Raw genomic sequence first — 16049 nt, forward strand, 5'->3', positions numbered from 1 at the left:
TTAACAACAAAAAGCCACTGCGGCATCAGGCGTTGTCAGATCGCTTGATGCCGCGGTGGCTTTTTTAATTGAAATATATAAGGGCAGTATGCTCTAAGTGGCTTGCGTATGATCTTTGGAAGGATGCATTTCCTGGAACTGCTGATCAACCTGGCCGAGGAAAAGGGCAGCGCGCTGGATGTATTCGGTTGGCGAAGCGCGGAAGAGCATTTCGTGCTGGCCGTTAGGTACGATCCAGGAGCGGGACAGCGGATTGGTCTGATCCGCGGCTATTTGCTCCGCTAATTGGTAAGGCGCTTTGGCATCGCTCGTGCCATGCATAATGTACAGCGGTATATCAAAGGATTTCGTTAATATTTGATCGACCGGTACCTGCTTCAGGCTTGTGCCAGACCAGGTGGGGAGCAGCATTTCGATCAACTGCTTGGACGGGAACTTCGGAAGCGGCAGAATTTGAGTCACGTTATGGAACATCGTATCGGCCGTTGCCAGGAAGGTGCTGTCCAGAATCATCGCATCGATATCCTTCGTCTGAAGCGCGGCTTGGAGAGCCGTGCCTGCTCCCATGGAGAAGCCCCATACGATAATCTCCTGGGCGCCGCGGGACTTGGCGAAGTTGACGGCGGCGAGCAGCTGCTGCGATTCTTCAATCCCCGCGGTAGCCGGCGCTTTGTATTTCTGCGAGGCATAGCCGTAGTCAAAAAGCACCACATTATAGTGAAGCCCGTGAAGCAGCTTCGTCAGATCATACATCGGCACCCAATCTTCTTCGCGGTTCGCCCCGTAGCCGTGGCTGAAAATAACGGTGCGTTCCGACTTTGCGGCGGAGCTTGCCAGAACGGCGTCGGAATCATTGTCCGAGGCCGGTACATACCATCCGCTGACGGTCGTTTTTCCGCTGGCGCTCGGGAATAAGATATCTTCGTAATCAAGGCCGGCAGCGGCCTTCGGATTGGAAGTAAGCGGTGCTACATAAGGATAAGTCAGCATCCAGGCGACATATCCGTAGAATACGAGAACAAGCAGCAGGCATAGCGCCGTGAATGAAGCAACCAGCGCGATGAAGAAATGCTTGCGCGTCTTTGCTTGCGGTCGCCCTGTCTGCAGTCCGCCGTCAAGCGGAAATGGCTGCAGCGTTTGAGGAAAGCCGGTTTCAAGCGGCATTGGTGTCATCATGGTTGTGCTCATCGCGTAGTCCCTCCCTCACTGCTAACGATGTAAGCGCTATTACATATCTAGTACTTTTATCGTAGACCCGCAGGGTAAGCCTGTCAATTGATGTCGATGTAATGTTAAGCATTTGTAATCAGGCTGTAATGAAAGATCTTTTCTTTACCATTATCGCTGAATTGAGGTATACTGAGTGATAATAAGTTTCATTGTACGAAACCAAAATAAGAGCGGATTAAGGGAGGGCGGACTGGATGGAGGAAGGCAAATCAAATGTGCGTGCGGTAGAACGGGCGCTGGATATTTTACTCTGCTTCACGGAGGGAACGGATCTGGCAATGTCCGAAATCGCAGAAAAGGTAGGCCTGCATAAAAGCACCGTCCACCGCATGCTGGCAACGTTGGAGGACCGTGGCTTCGTGGAACGGGATCCGTCGTCCGAGCGTTATCACCTCGGAATGCGGATGTGGGAGCTGTCGGCGCATCTATCCAGCTCGGATGACCAAGCCGTCATTTGGCAGCCGGAGATGGAACGCTTGCGCGACCGGCTCGGGGAGACGGTTAGTATATATGTACGCGACGGATCGGAGCGGGTGCGGATTCAGGCGGTCCAGAGCAATCAGCCCGTTCGCCGGGTAGCGCCGGTTGGCGCAAGGCTGCCGCTGTATGCCGGTGCGTCCAGCAAGGTGCTGATTGCTTATTCCGACCGTTTTGTGCAGGAGCAGATTTTCGGAGACCCGGCCTGGCTGCTGGCGATCGATCTCGACCTGTACAAGCAGCAGCTGGAGGAAATCGTGCAGCAGGGCTACGCGACCAGCTTCGAGGAACGCGAGCCGGGAGTAGCGGCGCTGGCGGCGCCAATCTTTAACCGGCATGGCCAGGTGGCCGCGGCTTTGTCCGTATCGGGACCGTCCAGCCGTCTAACGCTGAAGACGATGCGCGAATACTCGCCGGTTCTGATCGAGTTCGCGAAGCGTATGGGCACCATGATTAAGTAGGTAAGGTTAAGCGGCAAACTCCGCATAGTGCAGGTTAAAGTGGCAAACTCCGCATTTGAATGGGGTTCTGGTTAAGTGGCAAACTCCGCATTTGAATGTTCTTCCGATCGCCATTGCTCAGGGATTCCTTGGAATTACGTTTAACAATGTAGGAATCCCTTCACAAAAGCGACCACTTCGTTTCTCCAGAATCATTCAAAATGCTCCGTTTGCCATTAACCTATTTTAGAGAAAAGAAAAGCGACTGTGCTGATTATACTTAGCACAGTCGCTTTTGTTTTAATTAAATAAGTTACATGATCTGACGGAGCACGGTTTGCAGGATACCGCCGTTGCGGTAGTAGTCAACGTCGACCATGGAGTCGAGACGCACGGTTACGTCGAACTCGGTTACTTTGCCGTCTTCGCCGGTCGCTTTCACGCGGACCTTCTGTCCGGGCTTCACGTCATTGGACAGGCCCGAAATATCAATCGTCTCGCGGCCGGTCAGACCGATTGTCTTCCAGCTTTGACCTTCAAGGAACTGAAGCGGAAGCACGCCCATGCCGACCAGGTTGGAACGGTGAATCCGTTCGAAGCTTTCGGCGATGACCGCCTTGACGCCAAGCAGCAAGGTGCCTTTTGCCGCCCAGTCGCGGGAGCTGCCCGTGCCGTATTCCTTGCCCGCGATAACGACGAGGCTCGTTCCGTCCTTTTGATACTTCATGGAAGCATCATAGATGGACATCACTTCGTTAGTCGGCAGATAGGTGGTTACGCCGCCCTCCGTACCCGGCGCTACTTGGTTGCGGATCCGGATGTTCGCGAACGTGCCGCGCATCATAACCTCATGATTGCCGCGGCGGGAGCCGTAAGAGTTGAAGTCCACCCGTTCAACATGGTGGTCGGTCAAATATTTGCCTGCCGGGCTGTCGGCTTTAATATTGCCCGCGGGTGAGATATGGTCCGTCGTGACGGAATCGCCAAGCAAGGCCAGAATGCGCGATGACGGAATATCTTTGATATCGCCGACATCTCCGCTCAGATTCTCGAAGAATGGAGGGTTCTGAATGTAAGTCGAATCCGGATCCCACTCATAGCTTTCGCCTTTAGCTACTTCAAGTGCGTTCCAGCGTTCATTTTGCGTGAAGACATTGGCATATTTATCCCGGAACATCTCAGGACGGACAGCGGATTTGATCGCTTCGTGCACCTCTTCATTGGTCGGCCAAATATCCTTCAAGAAAATCTGCTTGCCGTCTGAGCCCGTACCGATCGGGTCCTTTGACAGATCGATATTTACTGTGCCGGCAAGAGCGAAAGCGACGACAAGCGGCGGCGACGCCAAATAGTTGGCCCGGACCTGGGCATGAATGCGGCCTTCGAAGTTCCGGTTGCCGGAAAGCACCGCCGCCACCGTCATATCATTGTCGGCGATCGCTTTGCTCACTTCGTCAGGAAGCGGCCCGGAGTTGCCGATGCAAGTGCCGCAGCCGTAACCGGTAAGGTGGAAGCCAAGTGCCTCCAGAGGTTCCATCAGTCCCGCGCGGTTGAAGTATTCCGTTACAACCAGCGAGCCTGGGGTGAGGGAGGTTTTGACGTATGCCGGTACCTTTAGTCCAAGTGCGACAGCTTTCTTGGCGACAAGCCCGGCGCCAAGCATAACGCTTGGGTTAGACGTATTGGTACAACTGGTTATGGCGGCAATGACAACAGCGCCGGTGCCCATTTCGCTCTCCCGGCCGTCTTTATGGTGAACCTTCACTCTTTGATTTTTATTTTCTTCGCTTAAGCCATAGCCGCCTCTTTCGACGGACAGGTTGATAATATCGTTAAAAGCTTCCTTGAGATGAGTGAGTTCAACGCGGTCCTGCGGACGTTTTGGTCCGGCAAGGGACGGCACGACCGTGGACAGATCAAGCTCCAGCGTGTCCGTAAACACCGGATCCGGCGTTTCATCGGTGCGGAACATGTCCTGTGCCTTATAGTAAGCCCGAACCAGCTCAATCTGTTCTTCATCCCGTCCCGTATCCCGCATGTACCGGAGCGTCTCCTGATCCACCGGGAAAAAGCCGATAGTCGCGCCGTATTCAGGCGACATATTCGCCACCGTTGCGCGGTCAGCCAGGCTGATGTTAGACAGCCCGGATCCGTAAAACTCGACAAATTTGCCGACAACGCCTTTTTTTCGAAGCATTTGAGTAACCGTTAAAGCCAGATCGGTTGCGGTGGAGCCTTCGGCTAAGCTACCGGTCAGCTTAAAGCCGATAACTTCCGGCATCACAAAGTAGAGCGGCTGCCCCAGCATCCCGGCTTCCGCCTCGATCCCGCCTACGCCCCAGCCCACAACGCCAAGACCGTTGATCATCGTGGTATGGGAGTCGGTGCCCACCAAGGAGTCCGGGAAGACGACCGTGTCATTGCCGATTCTTTTGGTTGCGGCAACGGAAGCCAGGTACTCCAGATTCACCTGATGAACGATTCCGGTGTCGGGCGGGACTGCCCGGAAATTATCGAAGGCAGTCTGCGCCCAGCGCAGAAACCGGTAGCGCTCTTCATTGCGCTTGAATTCAAGCTTTATGTTGTATTCGAGTGCTTCCGGCGTACCGAAGGAATCGATCATAACCGAGTGGTCGATGACAAGGTCAACCGGTACGAGCGGATTGATCTTTTTTGGATCGCCGCCGGCACGCTTGACGGTATCGCGCATCGCGGCCAGGTCGACGACAACGGGGACGCCGGTGAAATCCTGCAGGAGAATACGCGCTGGAATAAAAGGGATTTCCTTATCGATCCTGCCGTTCGCCCAGGAAGCAATCTGCTTCACATGCTCCTCGGTTATCGCTCGGCCGTCAAATTGGCGTACGGCGGCCTCGAGCAGCACTTTAATCGAGAACGGCAGCTTCGATACAGGGCCCAGCCCTTGCTTCTCCAGCCCCGCGATCGGGTAATACGCATAGGTTTTGCCGGCAGCCTCCAGCGTGCTGCGCTCGGCAAAAGGGTTGTTCTTGGACATACTTACTAACCTCCTAAAAGTTTGGGAAGCAATCTCGCTTCGAAAGCATCCGCTTAAAGCTTGCGAAGCATCGCTTCGAAAGCCTCCGCTTAAACGCTCATATCTCCTGTTTACCTCAGGTAGTGTTCCCAAGCCCCCTGGTGATTGTTACATGAAATCTTACATTTGCTCATATAATGAACCAGCAAATACAGGAATGGGAGGGGTAGCCATGTCTACGCGATCGGATCAAACGAGGAATCGTCCCGACAAGCAGCGGCCAAGCAAAGCTTTAGTGCTCCAACCGGCGGCGGTGCGAACAAGTCAGCCGTCCGAATTATTACTGAAGGCGGATGAGCCCGAAACGCAGCGTCCTTCTGGCGTGACGCGGGAGAATGCCGACCGCGGGCAGCGGGGCAGCCAAACGCCGCCCGCTGGGCTACCCGTCCAATCCGCACCTACAAAGTCTGCCCAGCCTTCCGCCGGACATACCGCCGGGAAACAGGTGGCGAAGCTTTCTTCCTTGCTTCGCTCCGCCGAGCAGGAAGGCTCCGGAAAAAGGGAGAAGGCAGGCGAATGGAAGTCCGTGATATCCAAGTACGTGAACTTATATAACAAGGCCGAGACGGATCAGCATTATGCCGCTCTCGATGATTATATAGAAGACAAAGACCATTGCTTGAGGCTTCGTTACCGGCTTGAACGGCTGCGGGAAAGGGATCTGTACCGCGGCGTGCTTCCCGCCAGGGGCGAGACCAAGGCGGAGCTCATCAAGGTGAATGAATCCGCTGCCGAAGTATCCGTGCTAGTGAAGCTTCATATCAAAAGGCAGATGGAGCAGTCGGGGCTGTATTATCTGGAGGAACGGACCGAAATCGAGCGGTTATGGCTGAATCAGTCGGGGGGCGCCTGGCGCATCTTCCGGATCGAGCCCGTCATTGCCGAGCGGAGACCGCGGTTTGGCGCTTCCGAATATACCGCGGCGGTGGAGGAGGAGCTGGATCAAATCCGCGAAGCATCGGTCTTCCGGTCAACTCCTTTTTTGAACCTGGACCAATATCCCCAGCTGAAGCAAAGGGTAAAAGGCATTCCCTATCGCCGCGAGCTGGCGGCGGCATACGCCGACAGGTGGTGGAACGAGGGGAATCCGGCTTACGAGGAATTCGAGGTGAACTGCACTAACTATATTTCCCAGTGTCTCTTTGCAGGCCACGCGCCTATGAACTATACTGGTAAAAGAGAAAGCGGCTGGTGGTACAAAGGCCGCAGCGGCGGCAAGGAATGGTGGAGCTACAGCTGGGCGGTGTCCAATGCGCTGACCCATTATTTATCCGGCAAACGCAATTCCGGCCTGCACGCGACCGTCGTTCAATCGGTGGAGGAGCTTCAGCTCGGCGATGTTATCACGTACGACTGGAACGGCGACAACCGGTACCAGCATAGCACCATCATAACCGCCTTCGATGCGGCGGGCATGCCGCTTGTAAATGCGAATACGGTTCCTAGCCGGCACCGGTTCTGGGATTACCGGGACTCCTATGCTTGGACCGAGCAAACAAGATACCGTTTTTTTCATATTGCGGACCACTTCTAAAAATAACATACCGGAGGATACCTAATGGGGCAGAAAGTACACTTAGGGTTGATTTACGGAGGGAAGTCGGGAGAGCATGACGTATCGCTGCGGACGGCATTTGCGGTGATGGGGGAGCTTGATTACGCAAAATATGAAATAACGCCGTTTTATATTACCAGGCTGGGCGAATGGAGAGTAGGCTCGATGCTAGGCGGGCAGCCGGGAGCCATTGACGAGCTGCGCCTTGCGCCTGTGGACGGGGCTCCGGTGCCGGTTGTGCCGGACCTTCCGCTTGCCCCGCTGCTGGACCGCTTGGCCGGCGGAACGCTGGCGGGCGGGGGACAGCCGATCGATGTTGTTTTCCCGCTGCTCCACGGTACCTTTGGCGAGGACGGGACAATTCAAGGCCTGCTCGAAATTGCGGACATCCCTTATGTCGGGGCGGGGGTTCTGGCCTCCGCCGCAGGGATGGACAAGATTACGATGAAGAAGATATTCGCCTACGAGGGTCTGCCGCAATGCGTCTTCCGGTATTTCAACCGGGCGCAGTGGGAGAAGGACGCCTCCTTTTTTATTATGGAATGCGAAGTCGCCTTGGGTTACCCGTGTTTTGTAAAGCCGTCCAACCTGGGCTCCAGCGTAGGCATATCCAAAGCCAAGAACCGCGATGAGCTGATCGCCGCAATCGATTTTGCCTTCCGGTTCGACCGCAGGGTTATCGTGGAGGAATTCGTCGATGCCAGGGAGATCGAAGTGAGCGTTCTCGGCAATGACGATCCGAAGATATCCGTACCCGGGGAAATAGCTCCGTCCAACGAGTTTTACGACTACAAGGCCAAGTATGTGGACGGCAAGTCCACTATTCATATCCCGGCGAATATCCCGAACAAGACCGCGGAGGCGGTGCGGGATATGGCGCTTCGGGCATTCTTGGCGATTGACGGGGCAGGGCTCTCGCGGGTTGATTTCTTTCTTCGCAAGACGGACGGCCAGCTGTTCATTAACGAAGTGAACACGATGCCGGGCTTTACGCCAATCAGCATGTACCCGCTGATGTGGAAGGAGTCGGGCATGCCGTACAAGGAGTTGCTGGATAAGCTGATCGAGCTGGCGTTTAAGCGCTACGCGGTTAGACAAACGATCGATTACGGCAGCAGCGGAGGCAACTAAACGAAACGATGCAAAAAATCGGACTACAGGGAAAGAGGGATAGAGATGGGCTTTGCAACTGAGTTTAATTCCGTATGCAAATTCAAATCGGAGCAAGAGCTGTATGAATTGCTTGAATACGGCAGGGGCAAAATGGTGAAGAGCGGGTTCCGCGTCTTCCCGACCGGCCAGAAAGTAATCGCGTATACGCCTGACAACGAAGCGATTGCGATCGTTCGCATTCTCGCGTCCATTGCGGAAATCAATTTCCAGGGCGAAGAAGTGACGGAGGTGGAGATGGAGCTGGTGCGCAAGCTGACGGAGGAGGAAGCGCGCATTCAGACGGCTCTCGCATACGAGATGTTTTTCGGAGAGAGGGTATAATTGATTATGATCGTCCGGTTCGGATTTGTCGCCATGAGCACGATTCTAGAGAATGCTTCGCCGTCTCGGACGATGACGTTCGCGAATTTCAGCAAGCTGAATGACAGAGAAGCCGGCATAAGGAAATTGGAGCGGATTGCCGAGGAAAATTTGCATAACACGCTCCGGATCATGAAGCATGCCAATGCCCATGATATTCATATGTACCGCTTCTCCTCCAAGCTGATACCGCTGGCAACGCATGAAGATCTCTTGGACTGGGATCCGTTCCCCGTCCTTCGTCCGTCGATGAAGGAGATTGGCGACTATGCGAAAAAAACGGGAATGAGGACTTCCTTCCATCCCGATCATTTCTGCGTATTCAGCACGAATCGGCCCGATGTTCTGGTCAAATCGGAACGGGATCTCGATTATCATATACGGATGCTTGAAGGGATGGAGCTGCCGGAAACGGTAAAATGCAATATCCACATGGGCGGCGCCTATGGCGATAAGAAGCTGTCCGGCGAGCGCTTCATCCGGCAGTTTGGCGCATTGTCTGACCGGTACAAGCATCGGGTTACACTCGAAAACGACGATAAAACGTTTGATGCCAGGGAAACGATTGCCGCTGCCGAAGCTGTTGGCGTTCCCATGGTCCTCGACATCCACCATCATGCCGTGAACAGCGGGGATGTTACGATGGACGAGCTTTCCGCCGGTCTATGGCCGAGGATTGCCCGAACGTGGACGCTGGAGGAGCAGCGTCTTGGCCTGGAAGAAGGAGGGCTTCCGCCCAAAATCCATGCTTCGAGTCCAAAAAGCTTATCCGATCCCCGGGGGCATGCCGATGGCGTGGAGCCGGAGCCGCTGGTGCAATTCCTCCGGAGCGTTGCCGCTGCAACGCCGCGGATTGACTGCATGCTGGAGGCGAAAAACAAGGATGCCGCGCTGCTCCAGCTGATGGAGGACTTAAAGGAAATGGCCGCCCAAGGAAACGGAATCCGGATTCTGGACGGCGGTACCGTGGAGATTGAACCTTAAGCGATAGCACCGTCAAGTACCGCCGCAACAGGACAGCGGAAGTTGCTTGGCGGTGTTATTTTTGAATTTTGAGCGTTTACAACAGGGCTTAGAATTCTCCGGATTGAAACGCGCTCTCCCGCCAATAGGGCAGAGGGAGACCCTTTTCATCTTGTGCAACTACATCATTTTTGGGGTCACATTGAGCCGGAAAGCGGTGAAGGTATCGTGTTGGAATGGATTCTTCTTGTGCTGCTTGGCGTTGTTGCAGCGATGTTTGGCAGTATAGTAGGTCTAGGCGGCGGTATTATTATCGTACCGGTGCTTATGCTGCTGGGACCGCAGCTGACGGGGGGCGAGATCAGCCATGCCACGGCAGTGGGCACCTCGCTGACGATGCTTATCGTGACGGCGCTTGCCTCCACGCTGAGCTATGCGAAGAAGAAGCTGGTCGATTTCAAGAGCGGTTGGCTGTTCTTTATTACAAGCGGGCCTGCCGCCATGATCGGTTCCGCGCTGACCAGCCGGTTTCAAGGCGCTGCCTTTTCGCTGTCCTTCGGTATTTTTATGCTGCTTATGGCCGGTCTGCTCGTAGCGCGCGATTATTTGAAGCCCATCAACCGGGAATGGCCGATCGAGCGTACGATTATAGATGCGAAGGGGCAGGAGCATACGTACGGTTATGCGATTGTTCCCGCGCTGGCTATCGGGTTTGCCGTGGGTCTCATATCCGGTTTGTTTGGCATAGGCGGCGGTTCCCTGTTTGTTCCGCTTATGGTGCTTCTGTTCCGTTTCCCGCCGCATACGGCGACCGCAACGTCTATGTTTGTCATTTTTCTTTCTTCGATACTGGGGAGCGGGATGCACGGCTGGCTGGGGGAAATCAATTACTGGATCGTGCTGGCGCTGGTGCCTGGCGCCTGGATCGGCGGCAAGCTTGGAGCCATCATCGCGGGTCGGATGAGCGGAAAAGGGCTGCTCTGGCTGTTGCGGGTTACGCTGCTCCTGCTGGCCGCCCAATTAATCTACGAGGGTTTGACGAAGCTTTAACACTACGGTAATATTTTAAAAATATACGAAGTATACATTACCTCTATAACAACTTGCGCGAAACTTGCAGAGGAAGTCATTCGTATAAGATATGAACATGCCATTTTTTTAAAAAAGCATTGTGAAAAGCTAGAGGCTGGGTTTAGTAAAATTATGATGAGAGTAGAGTGATGGACTGTGACTGTAAGTGATCAGCAGGGCACCGTCGTCGGAGGCAAAAGCTTCGCCGCCGTGGCGATTAACTGCGCGGCTAAGGCTGGAGAATGGATTAAGTCTAAGCTAGGAAACTATGAGAAGCTTGATATAAAGTATTCCGCTCACGATTTGGTGACGGAAGTGGACAAAGGCTCGGAGACGCTGATCAAGCGTCTTGTGCTGACGCATTTCCCTCATCATTCCTTCCTCGGGGAGGAAGGCGTTGAGCCGGGGCCGGAAGCATCCGCGCGCGCGCTGGAGGAAGTAAGCGAGGCCGAGTATTTATGGATTGTCGACCCGATTGACGGGACGACCAATTTCGTGCACGGCTTTCCGTTCTTTGTAGTATCCATTGCGCTTGCCCATAAAGGCGAGGTTATTCTTGGCGTTGTCTATGATCCGATGCGCGACGAGCTGTTTATTGCCGAGAAGGGTAAAGGAGCTTACGTGCACGGCAAGCGGATGAGCGTATCCCAAGAGGATAGTCTGAAGACGAGTCTTATTGCTACGGGCTTCCCGGCAGACGCGGGTTATGCGCTGCCGCTTAACATGAAAGGGCTGCAGGCGCTGGCGCCGCAGGTCCGCAATATCCGCTCGGGCGGTTCGGCTGCGCTTCATATGGCGTATGTCGCGGCCGGCCGGTTAAGCGGCTTCTGGGAGATTGGCCTGAACAGCTGGGATCTTGCGGCAGGCGCGCTGCTCATTCAGGAGTCCGGCGGCATCGTAACCGATACGCTAGGGCAGCCGTACAATCTGGGCGTCCGCAACGTCGCAGCCTCCAACGGCAAGGTGCATCGATCCTTCCTTGACGCGCTTGCGGCAGCGGATGCCGTGAAATAACAGGCATTTTATTCGTAAATAGAGTTTGTTAAAGAACCGGCTATCGGCGATAGCCGGTTCTTTTCGTGCGCGTGGCAGTACTATAGCGCTATAAATGATAGAATAGGTCGTAGGTATAATATATTAGTTCGTTGGTATGGTATATGATACTGTTTAGCATTATCGTATATTGTCATATTTGAGGATGGGATGGGTCAGGCGATGGGTAGGAACAACTGGGGAAATGCAATCAGTCGTCATGCATTAAACAGGAAGATGGCAATGGTATTAATCTTCGCAATAGTAGCAGGTCTGCTGTCGGCATATGGTAAAGCCCTCGCAAGCGGGGGGACGGACGCGCTGGAGGGCTTGTCCTGGGTAGCAAAGCCGTCGGGCTCGACCGATTCTACGGATTCATTCCGTACGGCGGCTTACGGCAACGGAACGATCGTTGCAACAGGTACCCCGCCAATGCCGTTTATAAGCAGCAATCAAGGGGATATGCACGCTGGAAGCTTGTACCGCACTTCAACAACGGGCGCGGCATGGACGGCGCTGTCTACGGGCAATCACGAGATTAGAGGCCTGGTATACGGCGGCCCCGCTAATTTTGTGGGAGTGGGTTATTCCCAGTACATAATGTACGGTCAACAGAGCTATCACGGGAAGATAATGACCTCCAATGACGGGGTGAATTGGAGTTCGATTACGCCTCCCGGCGAGTCGGGAGAAACGCTGTACGGCGTAGCTTACGGCAGCGCGGGTTACGTAGCGGTTGGCGCGAGCAACGACATCAACTTCAATCAGACGCAAACGATTTTGACCTCAAGCAACGGGTATTCGTGGAGCCAGCAAGTGCTGACAAGCGGGGCGCTTAATGCGGTAGCATTCGGCGGAGGGACCTATGTCGCGGTTGGCAGCGGAGGGACGATACTGAGTTCATCCAATGGCGCAAACTGGACGCCGCAAAGCTCGGGTGTTGCAACGGCATTGCGGGGAGTTACATACGGCAACGGACTATTCGTTGCGGTCGGAAGCAGCGGCAAAATGCTTACGTCACCTGACGGAGCGAACTGGACTTCCGTTACTCCGCCGGTTAGCGGCACGTTCTACGGAGCCGCATTCGGGGATGGCACGTTTGTAGTCGTTGGCGGCAACGGTACGATTCTAAGCTCGCCGGACGGGCAGAACTGGCAGCAGCGCGCAAGCGGCACGACAGCTGTCCTGTACGGAGCCGCGTACGTCAACGGTGAGTTTATGGCGCTTGGCTCGAACGGCACGATTCTTATGGCGCAGCATAAGCTCACCTATACGGCGGACTCGAACGGTACGATTAGCGGCAATGCGGCGCAAGGCGTAAGGACGGGCGGAAGCGGGACTGAGGTAACGGCCGTAGGAAATACCGGTTACCATTTCGTCAATTGGAGCGATAACTATGCTTACGCAAACCGGAAGGAAAACGATATAACCGGGGATGTCAGCGTAGCCGCTAGTTTTGCAATCAACGTCTATGAGCTCACTTATGCGGCTGGCCCAAACGGCAGCCTTACGGGGGAGGTATCCCAATCGGTCACGCATGGCAGGAATGCCACAACCGTAACGGCCGTAGCGAACCCGGGCTATCACTTCGTAAGCTGGAGCGACGGCAATACGAATGCTAGCCGGGTGGACAGCAATGTGACGGGGAATTTGGACGTCACCGCGCAGTTTGCGATCGATACGTTTAAGCTTACATATACGGCAGACACGGGTGGAAGCATTGACGGGCAAGCATCGCAGGTGCAGACCGTCGATTTCGGTTCCGACGGTCAAGCCGCAACGGCAATGCCGGATACGGGTTATCATTTCGTAAGCTGGAGCGATGGGGCAGAGACTGCCACTCGCGTGGACCGCGATGTGAAAGCGGACAAAAGCGTATCGGCCAGCTTTGCGATTAACGAGTATACGCTGACTTATGCAGCTGAGGCAGGCGGGACCTTGGACGGCCAGACTTCCCAGACGGTCACGCATGGCTCCAATGGCAGCGAAGTAACGGCAGTACCCAACCCGGGTTACAGCTTTATCGGCTGGAGCGACGGCGTTGCGACGGCATCCCGGACAGATCTCGCAGTGGTGTCTAACAAAAGCGTAACGGCAGCTTTTACCATTAATAAATATACGCTGACCTACACGGCAGGCACCGGGGGAAGCATTAACCAGGATGCTGCTCAAGCCGTCGATTACGGAACAGACGGCAAGACGGTAACGGCGGTAGCGGGCACGGGTTACCATTTTGTAGGCTGGAGCGATGGCGTATTGACGGCATCCCGCCAAGAGAAAAATGTCCAAGCTGACGTTGCGGTAACGGCGGAATTCGCGATTGACCAATACGAATTAACTTATACCGCAGGAGCGCACGGAACACTGACTGGCGATAAGCTCCAAACGGTGGCACACGGCTCGGATGGTACGGCAGTAACGGCGACGGCGGATACGGGCTATCATTTTGTCCGTTGGAGTGACGGCGTAACGACGGCTAGTCGTACGGACTTGAACGTGACCGGCAATTTGAACGTCACGGCGGAATTCGCGATCGATACGTTTAAGCTCATTTATTCCGCGGGAGCAGGAGGAAGCGTGACCGGAGCGGCAGCGCAGGACGTCAATTACGGAGCCGATGGTACGGAAGTAACGGCAAAGCCGGCGATTGGCTATCATTTCATCGGCTGGAGCGACGGCGTTCAGACGGATACCCGTCAGGATACCGGAATTGTGGCTGACGTGAACGTAACGGCCCATTTCGCGATGAACGAATATACGTTAACTTATGCGGCAGGCGATCACGGAACATTGACCGGCGATAAGCTCCAAACGGTGGCACACGGCTCGGATGGCACGGCAGTAACGGCGACGGCGGATACGGGCTATCATTTTGTCCGTTGGAGTGACGGCGTAACGACGGCTAGTCGTACGGACTTGAACGTGACCGGCAATCTGATCGTCACGGCGGAATTCGCGATCGATACGTTTAAGCTCACCTATTCCGCGGGAGTGGGAGGGAGCGTGACCGGAGCGGCAGCGCAGGACGTCAATTACGGAGCCGATGGTACGGAAGTAACGGCAGAGCCTGCGATTGGCTATCATTTCATCGGCTGGAGCGACGGCGTTCAGACCGATACCCGTCAGGATACCGGAATTGTGGCTGACGTGAACGTAACGGCCCATTTCGCGATGAACGAATATACGTTAACTTATGCGGCAGGCGATCACGGAACATTGACCGGCGATAAGCTCCAAACGGTGGCACACGGCTCGGATGGCAAGGAGGTGACGGCTGTTCCGGATGCCGGTTACCAATTTGCCGGCTGGAGCGACGGAGTGGGGAGTGCAACAAGAACGGATCGCAGCGTCAGCGGCAATCTGACCGTAACGGCTGCGTTCGCCGTAATCAGCAGCAACAGCGGCAGCAATAATTCGAATCCGGCCTCCGGCTTCGAGATCCTCATTAACGGGAAGGCTTACCGCTCAGGCGAGCTCAAGTCTTCCATCCGGGGAGAGCAAGCGGTATCGACCATCCATCTGAGCGCGGATAAAATGAAGGAAATCCTTGCTTCCTCCGGCCAAAAGGCTACGATTGTGCTTCCAATCAAAACAGGGGCCGTTGTTGCGATTGGCGAGATACCAGGCGATCTCCTGCAGCTGCTTATGGAGAAGCAAGCAACCTTGCGGATTGAAACGGAGTATGCCGTATACGACTTGCCTGCCGGGCTTATTAATCTGACAAAGCTGTTTGGCGGCAGCGTAAACTCCAAGGATGTTACGGTGAACGTGGAGGTCGGCAAACCGTCTGCAGCAATGACAGCATGGACGCAGAAGGCGGTCGAGCAGAATCAGCTTAATCTGGCAGGATCGCCTGTTCAGTTCTCGGTAACTGTATCTTATGGGGACAAAAAGGTCGAGCTATCGACGTTTGCTTCCTATGTGGAACGGATGATTGCCATTCCGGATAACAATGCCCCAAATCCGGGGTTAACGGCAATCGTCGTAGAGCCGGACGGATCTATCCGGCCTGTGCCAACGAAGCTGGTTACCATTGAGGGCAAGCAGTATGCCGTCATCAGCAGTCTTACGAACAGCTTGTATGCGCTCGTGAGCAAGACCGTTTCCTTCTCTGATATAGGGAATCATTGGTCCAAAAACGCGGTGAATGATATGGCATCCCGCTTGATTGTCGGCGGAGCGGGAGACGGGTTGTTCTACCCGAACAAAGCGATTACCCGTGCCGAGTTCGCTGCGATTATCGTTCGCGCGCTGGGACTTCGCATGGATGCCGGCGCAAGCGGCTTCCAGGACGTAAAAGCATCGGCCTGGTATTCCGATGATGTTCAGACGGCATACTCGCTTCAGCTCATTAACGGTTATCCGGACGGCAGCTTCCATCCGAATGACAGCATTACCCGTGAACAAGCGATGACGATTATAGCCAAAGCGATGACAGTGACGGGCGTTCAAACCGATCTTCAAGAGAGCAGCGTAAATGCCTTGATCAACGCGTTCTCGGATAAATCGAAAATCTCGGCTTGGGCGACAAGCGGTATCGCCGCTTGCCTGCAAGCCGGAATCGTATCGGGACAAAGCGCATCGATTCTTGCTCCCGCCTCGAATATTACAAGAGCAGAAGCTGTCGTTATGATTCAAAGGCTTCTATCGAAATCGGATTTGATCTAAAGAAACGAAAAAGACGCTTCCTGTC

The 16049-nt window shown here is 54.7% G+C and carries 10 protein-coding genes; 8 read left to right on the forward strand and 2 right to left on the reverse strand.

Annotated elements, in window-relative coordinates; genetic code table 11:
* Nucleotides 1–93: 93 nt before the first annotated feature.
* Nucleotides 94–1188, reverse strand: a complete 1095-nt coding sequence (locus FHT67_RS14815) for an alpha/beta hydrolase (RefSeq protein WP_167199377.1) — start codon at nucleotides 1186–1188, stop codon at nucleotides 94–96.
* Nucleotides 1189–1424: 236 nt separating this feature from the next.
* On the opposite strand from FHT67_RS14815, the gene FHT67_RS14820 reads away from it, so the two are divergent.
* Entirely contained in the window at nucleotides 1425–2168 is a 744-nt protein-coding gene (locus FHT67_RS14820) for an IclR family transcriptional regulator (protein WP_132310052.1), read from the forward strand.
* 292 nt (nucleotides 2169–2460) lie between these two features.
* Here the strand turns inward: FHT67_RS14820 and acnA are convergent, their stop codons facing one another.
* Nucleotides 2461–5163 carry an aconitate hydratase AcnA gene (gene acnA, locus FHT67_RS14825; RefSeq protein ID WP_167199379.1) on the reverse strand — a complete coding sequence of 901 codons (2703 nt, stop codon included), beginning with the start codon at nucleotides 5161–5163 and terminating at the stop codon, nucleotides 2461–2463.
* Nucleotides 5164–5374: 211 nt separating this feature from the next.
* Between acnA and FHT67_RS14830 the strand changes: the two genes are divergently transcribed.
* From FHT67_RS14830 to FHT67_RS14860, 7 genes are all read left to right on the forward strand, one after another.
* Complete coding sequence (locus tag FHT67_RS14830) at nucleotides 5375–6736, forward strand: amidase domain-containing protein (RefSeq protein ID WP_167199381.1); 1362 nt, start codon at nucleotides 5375–5377, stop codon at nucleotides 6734–6736.
* A gap of 24 nt (nucleotides 6737–6760) precedes the next feature.
* Nucleotides 6761–7888: a D-alanine--D-alanine ligase gene (locus tag FHT67_RS14835; RefSeq protein WP_132310058.1), complete on the forward strand. Its 1128-nt coding sequence runs from the start codon at nucleotides 6761–6763 to the stop codon at nucleotides 7886–7888.
* 45 nt (nucleotides 7889–7933) lie between these two features.
* Nucleotides 7934–8251: a hypothetical protein gene (locus tag FHT67_RS14840; protein ID WP_132310060.1), complete on the forward strand. Its 318-nt coding sequence runs from the start codon at nucleotides 7934–7936 to the stop codon at nucleotides 8249–8251.
* A gap of 6 nt (nucleotides 8252–8257) precedes the next feature.
* Nucleotides 8258–9274, forward strand: coding sequence for a UV DNA damage repair endonuclease UvsE (gene uvsE / locus FHT67_RS14845; protein ID WP_132310359.1), 1017 nt, complete (start codon nucleotides 8258–8260; stop codon nucleotides 9272–9274).
* 210 nt (nucleotides 9275–9484) lie between these two features.
* Nucleotides 9485–10303: a sulfite exporter TauE/SafE family protein gene (locus FHT67_RS14850; RefSeq protein ID WP_132310361.1), complete on the forward strand. Its 819-nt coding sequence runs from the start codon at nucleotides 9485–9487 to the stop codon at nucleotides 10301–10303.
* Nucleotides 10304–10480: 177 nt separating this feature from the next.
* A complete protein-coding gene (locus FHT67_RS14855; RefSeq protein ID WP_132310062.1) occupies nucleotides 10481–11338 on the forward strand; it encodes an inositol monophosphatase family protein in 858 nt (285 codons plus the stop codon).
* Between the two features lie 261 nt (nucleotides 11339–11599).
* Nucleotides 11600–16024, forward strand: a complete 4425-nt coding sequence (locus FHT67_RS14860; RefSeq protein ID WP_208403292.1) for an InlB B-repeat-containing protein — start codon at nucleotides 11600–11602, stop codon at nucleotides 16022–16024.
* The last annotated feature ends 25 nt before the right edge of the window (nucleotides 16025–16049 follow it).

Origin of the sequence: Paenibacillus sp. BK720, from assembly GCF_011761545.1 — a bacterium.
Taxonomy (GTDB): domain Bacteria; phylum Bacillota; class Bacilli; order Paenibacillales; family Paenibacillaceae; genus Pristimantibacillus.

Coding starts and splice junctions, on each gene's coding strand:
- FHT67_RS14815 (WP_167199377.1), bottom strand. CDS start 1,188: ATGAGCACAACCATGATGACACCAATGCCGCTTGAAACCGGCTTTCCT.
- FHT67_RS14820 (WP_132310052.1), top strand. CDS start 1,425: ATGGAGGAAGGCAAATCAAATGTGCGTGCGGTAGAACGGGCGCTGGAT.
- acnA (WP_167199379.1), bottom strand. CDS start 5,163: ATGTCCAAGAACAACCCTTTTGCCGAGCGCAGCACGCTGGAGGCTGCC.
- FHT67_RS14830 (WP_167199381.1), top strand. CDS start 5,375: ATGTCTACGCGATCGGATCAAACGAGGAATCGTCCCGACAAGCAGCGG.
- FHT67_RS14835 (WP_132310058.1), top strand. CDS start 6,761: ATGGGGCAGAAAGTACACTTAGGGTTGATTTACGGAGGGAAGTCGGGA.
- FHT67_RS14840 (WP_132310060.1), top strand. CDS start 7,934: ATGGGCTTTGCAACTGAGTTTAATTCCGTATGCAAATTCAAATCGGAG.
- uvsE (WP_132310359.1), top strand. CDS start 8,258: ATGATCGTCCGGTTCGGATTTGTCGCCATGAGCACGATTCTAGAGAAT.
- FHT67_RS14860 (WP_208403292.1), top strand. CDS start 11,600: ATGGTATTAATCTTCGCAATAGTAGCAGGTCTGCTGTCGGCATATGGT.